Consider the following 12291-nt stretch of genomic DNA (forward strand, 5'->3'; position numbering starts at 1 on the left):
CAGGCCACCTTGGTCGCGCTCAACGCGACCAAGGTGGCCTTGGGGACAGCCGTTCAGCGGGTGTGGGAGCCCGGGACGGACCGGCTGCCGCCGAGGTCGGCCACGAGCAGCACCAGCAGCAGTGCCTCGATGCCCTTCGTCGCGAGGCCGAAGTCGCCCCAGTGCCCGGAGAATCCCGGGAAGCCGATCGTGCGGGTCGCGAAGTACCCGGCGAGCAGCCCCGCCACCAGCAGGATGCCCGCCCACCGGGTCAGCTTGCCCGTCGGCACGGCGGGGGAGCCGAACACCCCGTAGGTGAGCGCCAGCCCGAGCGTGCTCAGGAAGAGGACCGAGAACACGAACAGGATGCCCAGATAGCGCGCCTGGGCGAAGTGTTCGGGAGTGACCGCCGCGTGCAGCATGCCGTCGGCGAAGGCGAGGCCCGCCGCGGTCAGCCGCAGCAGGATACGCAGACCGCTCATCACCAGACCTTTCCGGCGTCGGGTACGGGACGGACGTGCGTACCCGGGCCGGTGGCACGTCAAACGGCACCCGGCTCGTCCCATCGGGTCAGCCTGTGCCGCGGTCCTCCGGTGCCCGGCGTGACCGGTGCCGTCGCCCCGCGCCTCGGCCGCGTCCCGGCGCCGGGCAGCGAACCGGCCCGGCCCGGACGTCCACAGTGGATCGCCGGCGCGGGCACGCGGCACTGGTGGCCCGGACCGGCCGGATCGAGCGCGCCCTCAACGTCGATCCGGCCGGTCCGGAGTCGCGGGCGGGGCCGTGGCGCGCGCCGCGCTGGGGTGCTGCCGCAGGTCCGCGTACAGGCACCGGTGCAGCCTGCCGCCCGGGGCGGTGACGGCGGCGAGGTGCTCGCGCCACGGGCCCGGCGGCCGGCCCTCGCCGCCGTCCGGGGGCCCGGCGTGGCCCGCGGTCACGGCACCGTCTCCGGCACGGTGTCCGGGACCAGCGGTACCCCGGCGGCGGGAACGCTCGTCCCGGTGTGCTCCGGAGCGGGCAGCCGCCGTTCCAGCTCCGCGGTCCAGCGCAGCATCGCGCGTGGCCGATCCCAGCCGCACACGCCCACGAGCTCACCCGCCCGGACGAAGCCGGTGATGCCGTCGGCGAGCGGCACGGTGTCGTCGGCGAGCGCGGGCAGGCCCGCCATCTGCAACCGCACCTCGTACAGGCTGGACCAGGCGCGCGGCAGGGGTGTGAACGGCCGTGCCCCGGCGCGCCCGGCGAGCAGGTTCTCCGCGGCGGCGCGCCCGCTCTCCACTGCGTTGAGCCAGTGCTCGACCCGGCGTGGCACGTCGTCGAACCGCAGGTTGGGCCACCGCGCCACGTCGCCCGCCACCACCACGTCGTCGGCGCCGACCGCGAACAGCGTCGGTTCGCACAGCACGCCGTCGTCCAGGGTCAGGCCGGAGCCGCGCAGCCAGTCGACGGCGGGCACGCTGCCGATGGCGAGGACGACGCAGCTCGCGACCACCAGCTGGTTGTTCGTCAGGTGCAGTCCGAAGGTGTCCTTGGTGGTGATCCAGTGCCGCACCTCGGTGCGCATCGCCAGTGCGGCGCGATGGCTCCGGTGCAGATCGGTCACCGATTCCGCGACGCGCGGGCCGAAGCGGTACAGCGGGGCGCGGGCGTGCCCGACGAGGGTGACGTCCCGGCCCATCTGGCGCATGCTCGCGGCGAACTCGTTGCCGATGAGCCCGCCGCCGATGACCACCGCGGGTTTGCTGCTCGTGGCGAGCGCCCTGCGGACCGCGGCCGCGTCCTCCACGGTCCGCAGCACCCGCACCCGGGGATCGTGCCGGGGCGAGCCCGGCAGGTGCCGGGGCACCACTCCGGTGGCCACGACGAGCCCGTCGTACCACAGTTCCTCGCCGCCGGGCAGGTGCACGACCCGCTGCGCCGTGTCCAGGTGGGTGGCCCGCGTGCCGAGCCGCCAGTGCACGTCGAGATCCACATAGGACTGAAGCGTCACGTCGCCGGGCCGGGCGATGCCCTGCACCAGCTGCTTCGACACCGTCGGCCGGTGGTAGGGGCGCCGCGCCTCGTCGCCGATGAGCACCACCTCGCCGTCGAAGCCGAGCTCGCGCAGCCGCTCCGCCGCGCGCAGCCCGGCGACGCCCGCGCCCACGATCACGATCCGGTCGCCGTCACTCATCGTCCGGTCACCCCTGTCAGCGCGATGGCCTGCATCGGGCAGCACCGGGCGGCGGCCGCGGCCTGCTCGATCTCGTGCGGTTGTGCCCGTCTGCGGTACCGCAGGCGCCCGTCGCGCCGCAGCTGGAACAGCGCGGGCGCTTCCCACTCGCAGAGGCCGAACCGTTCGCAGCGCTCGTTGTCCACGCTGATCCGGGGGCCCTCGGCTCGCATCCGCATCCGCCCGGCCATCACACCTGCTCCTCGACCAGGCCGATGCGTTCGAGCACCCGCACGGGCAGGAAGCGCAGCACCGCGAGCGTGAGCGCGGGCACCAGCAGCGTGACGCCGCCCAGCCACAGCAGCGCGAGGCGGCCGTTGGCGATCGCGCCGAACAGGGAGTGCAGCACGAGCAGGGCGAACGCGGGGTAGGCGAGGCGGTGCAGCCACAGCCAGCGCCGGTAGGTCGTCCACCGGAGCAGGCTGGCGGTCACGGCCACGGCGATGGCGAGTTCGAGCCCGATGATGCCCATGCTGTGCCGGGCGAGCGTTCCGGGCAGCAAGGGGATCGCCAGCCGGGCGATGCTGAACGTCCCCGCCGTCACGAACAGGAAGCCCGCGGCGTGGACGACGCCGAAGGCGATCGCGAGCGTGGCGAGCGCCGTGTGCCCGGTGCGCATGGCCTTGCGCCCGCACAGGTGCTGCACCCAGCCGGTGGCGGTGAGGACACCCCAGCACAGCGTCAGGCACATCAGTGCGTACGACAGCCGGGCGGAGAACGCCGCGACGTAGCGCAGTCCCTGGTCCGCCGCGGGCTGGGTGAGGTGCAGCACGGCCTGGTCCCATCCGTCAGGCATGGCTGTCTCCCGATCTGGTGGTGTGGGTGGGTTCGCGCGCCGCTCTGGCGCGGGCGTTGCCCGCCAGCCGGAGCAGCAGGAGCGTCGCCCCGCAGACGAGGGCCCCGAGGACGGCGAGCACGGCGACATCGCTCGCCTCGACGTCGAGCGCGGCGCCCGCCGAGGTGGCGGAGGCGTCGAGCACCGGGGCCGGGAACCGCTCGTAGTCGAACAGCCCCGTGCTCTCCAGCAGGGTCATGTGCCGCAGCACGGCGGCGTTCGCGGTGGTGGCGTACGCGCGGATCTCCTCGTGCCGCGTGCCCGAGCGGACCTGCGCGATGAACGAGAAGATCTTGCCGTGCGCGATGCGCAGCCGGTCGACGAAGATCCGGTCGAACTCGGCGCCCTGCGCGGCTCGCATCTCGTCGAGCCAGCGCAGCTGGTCGACGGTGGGCCGGTCCGGCAGCTCGACGTCGAGGCGCTCGGCCAGCTCCACCGTCTGCGCGTCCAGCCTGCCGTGGTCCACCAGCAGGGTCAGGCCGATCTCCCGGACGCGGGAGTGCGTGCCCGAGGTGCGCGCCCAGTCCGACGACGGCATCTCCCAGAGACCGGCCTGCCGGACCCGGACGAGCAGCTCCCGGTCGGTGTCCGACAGCGGCGCGGCCGCCGCGCGCGCGGGCAGCGCCTGGGCCAGCAGGAGCAGGAGGAGCACGGTGAGCGCGCGGCGCCGCCGCCCTCGGTCACGCTCCGCCGGCATCGGCGTCCTCCGGGGTCTTCGCGGCGCGGACCTTCCCGCCGTCCGGGGCGATGGGGAACCAGACGTCGTCGACGCCCTGGCCCGCGGTCTGCCCCGCCATCTCGTCGCCGGAGTACCGGTAGAGGGGCCAGCCCGCGAGCGTGAGCTGGTCGGTGCCGTCGGGCCGGGTGGTGGTGCCGACCAGTGCCGGGTCGACGCCGGAGAGGGCCGGTTCGCCGCGGGCGCGCACGGGCAGCCAGGTCTCGGCGCAGCGCCCGGTGCAGACGGAGCGGGGCGGGTCATTGTCGTCGCGGTCGTGGCGGTAGATCGCGTGCCCGGCACTGTCGACGACGATCCAGCCGATGTCGAACGCCTCGGCGGCCTGCAGGGTCGCCGGCGCCTCCGGGTCGGTGGAACCGTGCGGCGCCGATCCGGACGAGTAGTAGCCGCCGTACGAGCCGGTCTCGTCGCAGGCGGCCGTGGGGGCCAGCGCGAGGACGGCGAGCGCGGGAGCGAGCACGCGCCGGGTGGCGCGGCGGGGCGGTGTCATGACTTCCTCCTGTCGGGGGCCAGGGGCGTGCGCCATCGCCATGGAAGCAGCTCATGAGGGCGCAGTTCATCCACTGTGGACAAATTGTGTCCATAGTGGAGTTCCCGGGCGTCGCGGGGGAACGACGTCGTGCGGGAGGTATGGGATTGTCGGGGCCTTTCGGAGGGGGATACGGCCGAAGCGGGGAGACGGTTCAAAAAAAGATCTCACGGCATTCGATCGCCGTGGAGGCTGGACGAACCACCGGTCGCACCACAAGGATGTGCCCCGTGGGACGCCACAGCCGAACGCTGCAACCCGTGGACGAACGGGCCGCCCCGCCGAAACCGCACGACGATCTCGCCGAGTCGCTGTACGCGGAGTTCGGTCGCCCACTGCTGGGCTTCGTGCTGACCCTGACCGGCAACGACCGGCAGTGGGCCGAGGACGTGGTGCAGGAGACGCTCATCCGTGCCTGGCGCAACGCCGACAAGCTCGACCGCGATCCCGAGATGCTGCGGGCGTGGCTCTACACGGTGGCCAGGCGCATCGTGATCGACGGCTGGCGCAGCAGGCGCGCGCGCCCGCAGGAGGTCGAGGAGGCCGCGGCCGAGGCCGTGGGCGTGCCCGACGAGTCGGACCGGACCCTCGCGGCGATGGTGGTCTACGAGGCGCTGCGCAACCTCTCGCCGGAGCAGCGGGAGGCCGTGTCGCAGACCTACCTGCGCGACCGGACCGTGAACGAGGTCGCGGCGACGCTGGGCGTCCCGCCCGGCACGGTCAAGTCGAGGATCTACCACGCGGTGCGCGCGCTGCGCCGGGCACTGCAGGATCGGGGGTGAGGTGACCATGGCCGGTGCCGCGCACACGGATGTGGCCGCCTACGTGCTCGGAGTCCTCGACGACGCCGAGAACGCGGCCTTCGAGGCGCACCTGCTCGACTGCCCGCACTGTCAGCTCGACCTGCTGGAGCTGTACGAGCTGCCCGACGTGCTGGACCGGATCCGGCAGCGCTGGCCGGAACCGCCCGCGCCCGAGCCGGGCCCGCGAGTGCTGGAGGGCCTGCTCGGCGAGGTCGCCGCCACCCGGAGGAGGCGGCGCCGGATCGCCCGCGTCGCCGGGGTCGCGGCCGCGCTCCTCGTGCTCGCGGGCCCGCTGGTCACCTTGGCGGTCTCCGCTCCCGATCCCGGGGTGCCGCTGCCCAGGGCCGAGGCTCCGGTGGCGAGTGTGGCCGGCACCTCCGTGCCGCCGCCGGGCGAGGTGGACCTGTTCCGCCCGACGGAGGCGGACGCGGCGGCGAGTGCCGAGGTGGCGGTGCGGGCGACCGAGTGGGGCAGTGCCGTCGAGCTGCGGCTGGGCGGCGTCACCGGCCCCCTGCGGTGCGTGCTCGTCGCGATCGAGCGGGACGGCACCACCCATGTCGCGGCGGGCTGGACCGTGCCCGAGGAGGGCTACGGCGTTCCCGGGTCGCCCGAGCCGCTGCGGATCGTGGGCGGCGCCGGGCTCACCCCGGCGCAGATCGCGCGGTTCGAGGTGCGCACCGACACCGGCACGGTGCTCGCCACGGTGGCGCGCTGACCGCGGGCACCGCCCCACGTCAGATAACGGAAGTATAACGGCGAGATCGCGTTTTGAACTACTCGCCTGCGGCCGCCGTATTCCCCAGTGCCGCAACAAAACGGCGGCCCGGCGGTCCCGGATCCCTTGTGCGGACCGGGTTTCCCCCTCGCCGGAACAATCCCGACCCGTCGCCCCGCCGGTGCGTGCGCTGCTGCCGTGCCCGGGGCGGAACGTGAACGAGGTGAATGCCGCATGCCCCGAAACCAAGGGCGGCACCGCGTGACCCGCAGAACCAAGCTCGCGACCGGGGCCATCGCTCTGGCTCTCGCCGTCGGCGGGCTCGCCGTGGTCACCACGGCGGGCGACCCCGGTCGCGCGGGTGCCGACGACACGGCCGGCGACCCGCGCTACGTCGACATCACGACCGTGGCGCCCAATGTGGACCCGGTACCACCCGGTGCGGACGCCTCCACGGGCACGTTCACCGTGGACTGTGGCCGCAACGAGGAAGGGCACTTCAACGCCGACAACGTCATCGCCCAGCCCGGTGTCGCCAACGGTGCCCAGCACGTGCACGACTACGTCGGCAACCTGTCGACCAACTCCGAGTCCACCAACGAGAGCCTGGCCGCGGCCGAGACCACGTGTGCCAACGGAGACCTGTCCAGCTACTACTGGCCGGTGCTGCGGGTGAACACCGAGGCAGGCGACGGCTCCGGGGACGGCGACCGCGGAAACGCCGGGCCGGGCAAACGCTGGCGCGACGAGGTGCGGCGCAACGCGAGCCTGCGTTCGCGTGCGCTCGACCGGCTGCGCCTGCCCCGGGTCGAGTGTCCCGACGTGGTGACCGAGCTGCCGCCGGTGCCGGACGCCGCGATGGGCCAGGTCAACCGGGAGCTGGCCAGCCTCGACCGGCAGGAGGCGCAGGCCGACCGGCGGATCGAGGCCACCCGCGGCGAGGGTGGGCCGGACTTCGTCCGCAACGCCGTCCTCGGGCCGCTCGAGGCCAGGCGGGCCGCCACCATCGACCGTATCCGGACGATCCTGCGCCGGTTCGGCCAGCGGATGGAGGAGCTGCGCCGACTGGTGCCGTGTGCCGAGCGGGACCAGGACGAGGGCGGCATCGACAACGGCGGCGAGAACAGCGAGGGCGATGGCGCACCGGACGGCGGGCAGGACGGCGAGTTCGCCGAACCGCAGGGCGAGAACTTCGAGCTGCCCGGCAACGAGGGTGAGATCCAGCGCGCCGCGGACGTCGACATCACCTTCCGGGGCAGCCCGGCCGGGCCCGTGTCGGCCATGCCGCGGTTCCTCCGCGTGCTGACCGGACAGGCGAAGCCGACGGCCAACGGTGACGCGCTCGCGCGGCCCGCGTTCTCCTGCGAGGGCTTCACCGACCGGCTGATCGACCGCTATCCCGTCTGCCCCGAGGGCAGCGACGTCCTGCGGATCCACGACTTCCCGAGCTGCTGGGACGGCGAGAACATCGACAGCCCCAACCACCGCGACCACATCGTCTTCCCCGACGAGGAGACCGGTCAGTGCCCGGACGGGTTCACCGCGGTGCCGCAGCTGCGGATCACCCTGTCCTACGACATCCCCAGGGAGGTCCAGGAAGCCGGGCAGTACGCCATCGACTCCTTCCCCGAGGAGAACAACAACCCGGCCTCCGATCACGACGACTTCGCCAACGTGATGACCCAGGACATCATGAACCGCGTCGTGAACTGCATCAACGACGGCGAGACGTGCAGGGAGTGAACCTGCGGGGCCACGGAATCCCGTGAACCACGGGCATCCGGCCCGCGTGTGTCCATTGCCGACCGAACCCGCACGGCGCGGGATCGACCACCACGCAAGGAGAAACACGATGTCTCGCAAAGGAATCGCCGTTCCCGTCGGCGCTGTCGCCGGACTGGCGTTGCTGACGGCGTGCGGCTACGGCACCGGCGGAGCCGGAACGCCCTCACCCGCCGCCGTGCAGCAGCAGGCCCAGCCGTCCGGGCAGGCGGAGGGGAACGGCCAGGTGGAACTCGTCGCCGCCGAGGTCGGGGACCTCGGCGAGGTGCTGACCGACCAGAACGGCCGCACCCTCTACCGGTTCGCCAACGACTCGGCCGACCTGCCGGCATCGGTGTGCGAGGCGGACTGCGCCACCGCCTGGCCGCCGTTGCTGGCCGACGGTGCCGTCCGGGTCGAGGGCGTGGACCAGAACCTCGTCGGGAAGCTCACCCGGTCCGACGGCACCGAACAGGTGACCGTGAGTGGCTGGCCGGTGTACCGCTACGCGAAGGACACCGCGCCCGGCCAGGCGAACGGCCAGGGCGTCGGCGGCACCTGGGCGGCCGTCACCCCGGACGGTGGGGAGGCGGGCGAGACCGCCGTGCGGACCACCGACATCGGCGGCCTCGGCACCGTCCTGACCGACCAGAACGGCCGCACGCTGTACCTGTTCACCGAGGACGGCAGCAAGCCGCCGAAGGCCACCTGCGACGGCGACTGCGCGGAGAAGTGGCCGCCGCTGCTCGCCGAGGGCGAGGTCGAGCTCAGCGGCGTCGACCCCGCCATCGTCGGTGAGGTCCGCCGGTCCGACGGCACCGAACAGGTGACCGTGGGCGGCTGGCCGGTGTACCGCTACGCCGAGGACACCGTGCCCGGCCAGGCGGCCGGGCACGGTGTGGGCGACGTCTGGTACGCCGTCGAACCCGACGGGTGCAAGGTCTCGCCCGACAAGAAGCCCACGGGCCGGGCGGCCGGGGAAGCGGGCGCGGACGGCTCGGGCGAGTACGACAGTTCCAACTACTGACCAGCCGCACCCGGACCGGCGGTCCGGCGGGGGTGCCGCCTCACCACCCCCGCCGGACCGCCACCGCCGCCGCGGACCGGGCGGAGGAAAGGGGCCGCCGGATGGCTGCGTTGTGGGCCAGCCGGGAGGACGCGGCCGACGAGGTGCTGATCCGCTCGCTCTACGCCGAGCACGGCGGCACGCTCCTGGCGTACGTCACCCGGCTGACCGGCGACCGCGCCGCCGCCGAGGACGTGGTGCAGGAGACGTTGCTGCGGGCGTGGCGCAGGCCGGACGCACTGCTCGACGGCAAGGGCTCGGTGCGCGGCTGGCTGCTCACCGTCGCCCGCAACATCGTCACCGACCGGCACCGGGCGCGCCAGGCGCGGCCGAAGGAGGTGACCGAGACCCCGCGGACCCCGCCCGTGCAGCGGGATCACGCGGAGTCCGTCGTGGACTCCCTGGTGGTGGTCGAGGCACTCGCGCGGCTGCGGCCCGAACACCGGGACGTGCTCACCGAACTGTACTTCCGGGGTCACACGATCGAGGAGGCCGCACGCCATCTCGGTGTGCCCGCCGGGACGGTGAAGTCGCGCTCCCACCACGCCTTGCGGTCACTGCGGGCCATGCTCGGCGCCGCGCGCGACCGTCCGGTCGCGAAGTCCGTGTAGGTTGGTGCCGTACAGAATTCTCTCAGGAACGTGTGACACGGTGTTGACGTGCGGGTATTGGTAGTTGAGGACGAGGAGCCCCTCGCCGAGGCGATCGCGCGCGGGCTGCGCCGGGAGGGTATGGCGGTCGACGTCGCGTACAACGGCGACGAGGGCCACGAGAAGGCGAGCGTCACGCGGTACGACGTGGTGCTGCTCGACCGGGACCTGCCGGGTATGTCCGGTGACGACCTGTGCAAGGAGATCGTCACCTCCGGTGAGCTGACCCGCGTGCTCATGCTGACGGCGAGCGGCGCGGTGGCCGACCGGGTGGAGGGCCTGTCCCTCGGCGCGGACGACTACCTCGCCAAGCCGTTCGCCTTCCCCGAGCTGGTGGCCCGCGTGCGGGCGCTCGGCAGGCGGGCCACCCCGGCCGCGCCGCCGCTGCTCACGGCCGACGACATCGAGCTGGACCCGGCCCGGCGCACCGTGCACCGCTCCGGGCGGCCCGTCGAGCTCACCCGCAAGGAGTTCGGCGTGCTCGAGGTGCTGCTCTCCGCGGGCGGCGCCGTGGTGAGCAGCGAGGACCTGCTGGAACGGGTGTGGGATGAGAACGCCGACCCGTTCACCACCACGGTCCGGGTCACGGTCATGACCCTGCGGAAGAAGCTCGGCGAGCCGGGGATCATCGAGACCGTGGTCGGTTCGGGGTACCGCGTACCGGGTGCCGGCTCGCGCAGCAGGTGAAGGGCCTCGCCGCCCTCGGCGTGCGCAGCCTGCGCGCCCGGATCACCCTGCTCGCGACCGCGCTGGCCGCCGCCGTCAGCCTCGTGCTGCTGTGGCTGGCGTGGCAGCTGGTCGGTGACGCGGTCGCGGCCGTGCCGCAGCTGCCGCCGGGTACCACGGTGCGGGTCGACGGCGTCGAGGTCGAGGCGTCCACGCTGGCCGAGCACCTGCGCGCGCACGCGAGGCGGCAGATGCTGGTGGCCGGAGCCGCGGCGTTCTTCTTCGTCGTCGCGGCCACCGGCGTGCTCGCCTGGACGCTGACGTCGCACGTGCTGCGCCCGCTGCGGGACATCACCGGCACCGCCCGCAGGCTCTCGGTCGAGTCGATGGGGCAGCGCATCGGGGACATCGGCGCCCGCGGCGAGCTGGCCGAGCTGGCCGAGACGTTCGACGCGATGCTCGACCGGCTGCAGGCGGCGTTCGACGCGCAGCGGCACTTCGTCGCCAACGCCAGCCACGAGCTGCGCACTCCGCTGTCGGTGGTCCGCACCGAGCTGGACGTCACGCTGGCCGACGAGCACGCCGACGAGGCGGAGCTGCGCCGCATGGCCGGCGTCGTGCGGGACGCGACGGAGCGGGCCGAGCGGCTCGTCGGGTCGTTGCTGTTGCTCGCCCGCACCGACGGCGCCGGGCTCGCGGTCACCGAGCCGGTCGACCTGGCGGCGGTCGCGGACAGCGCGTGGCGTGCCGTCCGGGCGGAGGCGGCGGACCGGGGGCTGCGGGTGGAGTTCGACACCGCGCCCGCTGTCACCCACGGGGATCCGGCCCTGCTGGAGCGCGTGGCGGGCAACCTGCTGGAGAACGCGGTGCGGCACAACGTGGACCGCGGCTGGATCGAGGTGTCGACCGGCGCGGACGAGCGGTATGCCGTGCTGCGTGTCCGTTCGACGGGCCCGCTGATCGACCCGGCCACCGTGGCCGAGCTGTTCGAGCCGTTCCGGCGGGCCGGTGTGGCGCGCACGGCGCGGTCGGGAGCCGGGCTGGGGCTGTCGATCGTGCGCGCCGCCGTGGAGGCGCACGGCGGGTCCGTCCACGCCGAACCGGTCGTGGGCGGCGGGCTCGGGGTGACCGTGTTCCTGCCCGCGGCACACTGACGGGTTACGGTCTGGGCATGGAGCAGACGGTCGAGCTGAACAACGGCATCCGCATGCCCCGTGTGGGCTTCGGCGTCTACAAGATCGCCGACGACGAGGTCGAGCGTGCGGTGCACACGGCGTTCGAGGCGGGCTATCGGAGCATCGACACCGCGACCCTCTACCGCAACGAGCGCGGGGTGGGCCGGGCCGTGCGCGACTCGGGGCTGCCCCGCGAGGACGTGTTCGTCACCACGAAACTGTGGAACACCGAGCACGGCTACGACGCCGCGCTGCGGGCGTTCGACGCGAGCCTGCGTGAGCTCGGGCTCGACTACGTCGACCTGTACCTCATCCACTGGCCCGTGCCGAGCCGGGACCGCTACGTGGACACGTGGCGGGCGCTGGAGAAGATCGCGTCCGACGGCCGGTCGCGCGCGATCGGCGTGTCCAACTTCCAGGTGCCGCACCTGCGGCGGCTGTTCGACGAGACCGGCACGACGCCCGCGGTGAACCAGATCGAGCTGCATCCCCGGTTGCAGCAGGCGGAGCTGCGGGGCTTCCACGACGAGCACGGCATCGTCACCGAGGCGTGGAGCCCGCTCGCCAGGGGCGGCGACCTGCTGCGGCACGAGGTGATCCAGACGATCGCGCGCAAGCACGGCCGCACCCCGGCGCAGGTGGTGCTGCGGTGGCACCTGGAGATGGGCCACGTGGTGATCCCGAAGTCGGTGACGCCGGAACGGATCGCGGAGAACATCGCCGTGTTCGACTTCGAGCTCGACGCGCAGGACACGGCCGGGCTGGCCACGCTGGAGGAGGGGGAGCGGATCGGGCCGCACCCCGACACGCTCGCGTAGCACAACGTGCTCCACTGCGCTACGGTTGTGCTATGACCGCAGAGATCATCGGCCAGCGTGAGCTCCGCAACGACAACGCGGAGATCATGCGCCGGGTGGAGGCGGGGGAGAGCTTCGTCGTCACCCGGCACGGGCGGCCGGTCGCGGACCTGGTGCCGCACCGGCGCGCGTGGCACACCCCGCGGTACACCCTGGCCGAGGTGCGGGAGGAGTTCCGGCGGCTGCCGCCGGTGGACGGGCGGCGCTGGCGTGCCGAACGGGCGGAGGACGACGCGGTGTTCGGGCCGGACGAGCCCGAGGACCCGTGGTCGCGGCGGTGACGCCACCCACCGTGCCCGATCGGCCTACC

Annotated in this window: 16 protein-coding genes; 9 read left to right on the top strand and 7 right to left on the bottom strand. The window is 73.4% G+C overall.

What is annotated here, in order from left to right; genetic code table 11:
• Positions 1-53 precede the first annotated feature (53 nt).
• From B0I33_RS02200 to B0I33_RS02230, 7 genes are all read right to left on the bottom strand, one after another.
• Positions 54-461, bottom strand: a complete 408-nt coding sequence (locus B0I33_RS02200) for a hypothetical protein (protein ID WP_106176775.1) — start codon at positions 459-461, stop codon at positions 54-56.
• A 258-nt stretch (positions 462-719) separates the two neighbouring features.
• Positions 720-914: a hypothetical protein gene (locus tag B0I33_RS02205; RefSeq protein ID WP_106176776.1), complete on the bottom strand. Its 195-nt coding sequence runs from the start codon at positions 912-914 to the stop codon at positions 720-722.
• Entirely contained in the window at positions 911-2149 is a 1239-nt protein-coding gene (locus tag B0I33_RS02210) for an NAD(P)/FAD-dependent oxidoreductase (protein ID WP_181193146.1), read from the bottom strand. Before B0I33_RS02210 ends, B0I33_RS02205 begins: the two co-directional genes overlap by 4 nt.
• The gene (locus B0I33_RS02215; protein WP_245900392.1) at positions 2146-2379 is read right to left on the bottom strand and encodes a ferredoxin; all 234 of its coding nucleotides are present in this window, start codon (positions 2377-2379) and stop codon (positions 2146-2148) included. Before B0I33_RS02215 ends, B0I33_RS02210 begins: the two co-directional genes overlap by 4 nt.
• Complete coding sequence (locus tag B0I33_RS02220) at positions 2379-2984, bottom strand: ferric reductase-like transmembrane domain-containing protein (RefSeq protein ID WP_106176777.1); 606 nt, start codon at positions 2982-2984, stop codon at positions 2379-2381. Before B0I33_RS02220 ends, B0I33_RS02215 begins: the two co-directional genes overlap by 1 nt.
• Positions 2977-3720, bottom strand: a complete 744-nt coding sequence (locus B0I33_RS02225; protein WP_106176778.1) for a DUF4142 domain-containing protein — start codon at positions 3718-3720, stop codon at positions 2977-2979. Before B0I33_RS02225 ends, B0I33_RS02220 begins: the two co-directional genes overlap by 8 nt.
• Positions 3704-4249: a hypothetical protein gene (locus B0I33_RS02230; protein WP_106176779.1), complete on the bottom strand. Its 546-nt coding sequence runs from the start codon at positions 4247-4249 to the stop codon at positions 3704-3706. The genes B0I33_RS02225 and B0I33_RS02230 overlap by 17 nt, the downstream gene beginning before the upstream one ends.
• A 269-nt stretch (positions 4250-4518) precedes the next feature.
• Here B0I33_RS02230 and B0I33_RS02235 point away from each other — a divergent pair, with 269 nt between their 5' ends.
• The 9 genes from B0I33_RS02235 to B0I33_RS02275 all read left to right on the top strand — a co-directional run bounded on the left by B0I33_RS02235 (position 4519) and on the right by B0I33_RS02275 (position 12262).
• On the top strand, positions 4519-5070 hold the full coding sequence (locus B0I33_RS02235; RefSeq protein ID WP_106176780.1) for a sigma-70 family RNA polymerase sigma factor: 552 nt from the start codon (positions 4519-4521) through the stop codon (positions 5068-5070).
• Positions 5071-5077: 7 nt separating this feature from the next.
• Positions 5078-5806 (top strand): zf-HC2 domain-containing protein, encoded by a 729-nt coding sequence (locus B0I33_RS02240; protein WP_106177015.1) that lies wholly within the window; start codon positions 5078-5080, stop codon positions 5804-5806.
• 234 nt (positions 5807-6040) lie between these two features.
• Positions 6041-7549 (top strand): DUF1996 domain-containing protein, encoded by a 1509-nt coding sequence (locus B0I33_RS02245; RefSeq protein WP_106176781.1) that lies wholly within the window; start codon positions 6041-6043, stop codon positions 7547-7549.
• A gap of 109 nt (positions 7550-7658) precedes the next feature.
• Complete coding sequence (locus B0I33_RS02250) at positions 7659-8594, top strand: hypothetical protein (RefSeq protein WP_106176782.1); 936 nt, start codon at positions 7659-7661, stop codon at positions 8592-8594.
• Positions 8595-8695: 101 nt separating this feature from the next.
• Positions 8696-9244 carry a sigma-70 family RNA polymerase sigma factor gene (locus B0I33_RS02255; protein WP_106176783.1) on the top strand — a complete coding sequence of 183 codons (549 nt, stop codon included), beginning with the start codon at positions 8696-8698 and terminating at the stop codon, positions 9242-9244.
• A gap of 48 nt (positions 9245-9292) precedes the next feature.
• The gene (locus tag B0I33_RS02260) at positions 9293-9970 is read left to right on the top strand and encodes a response regulator transcription factor (protein ID WP_106176784.1); all 678 of its coding nucleotides are present in this window, start codon (positions 9293-9295) and stop codon (positions 9968-9970) included.
• A complete protein-coding gene (locus B0I33_RS02265; RefSeq protein ID WP_106176785.1) occupies positions 9967-11103 on the top strand; it encodes a sensor histidine kinase in 1137 nt (378 codons plus the stop codon). Before B0I33_RS02260 ends, B0I33_RS02265 begins: the two co-directional genes overlap by 4 nt.
• Positions 11104-11120: 17 nt before the next feature.
• Positions 11121-11942: an aldo/keto reductase gene (locus tag B0I33_RS02270; RefSeq protein WP_106176786.1), complete on the top strand. Its 822-nt coding sequence runs from the start codon at positions 11121-11123 to the stop codon at positions 11940-11942.
• Between the two features lie 32 nt (positions 11943-11974).
• On the top strand, positions 11975-12262 hold the full coding sequence (locus B0I33_RS02275; protein WP_106176787.1) for a type II toxin-antitoxin system Phd/YefM family antitoxin: 288 nt from the start codon (positions 11975-11977) through the stop codon (positions 12260-12262).
• The last annotated feature ends 29 nt before the right edge of the window (positions 12263-12291 follow it).

It is taken from the genome of Prauserella shujinwangii, from assembly GCF_003001955.1.
Taxonomy (GTDB): Bacteria; Actinomycetota; Actinomycetes; order Mycobacteriales; family Pseudonocardiaceae; genus Qaidamihabitans; species Qaidamihabitans shujinwangii.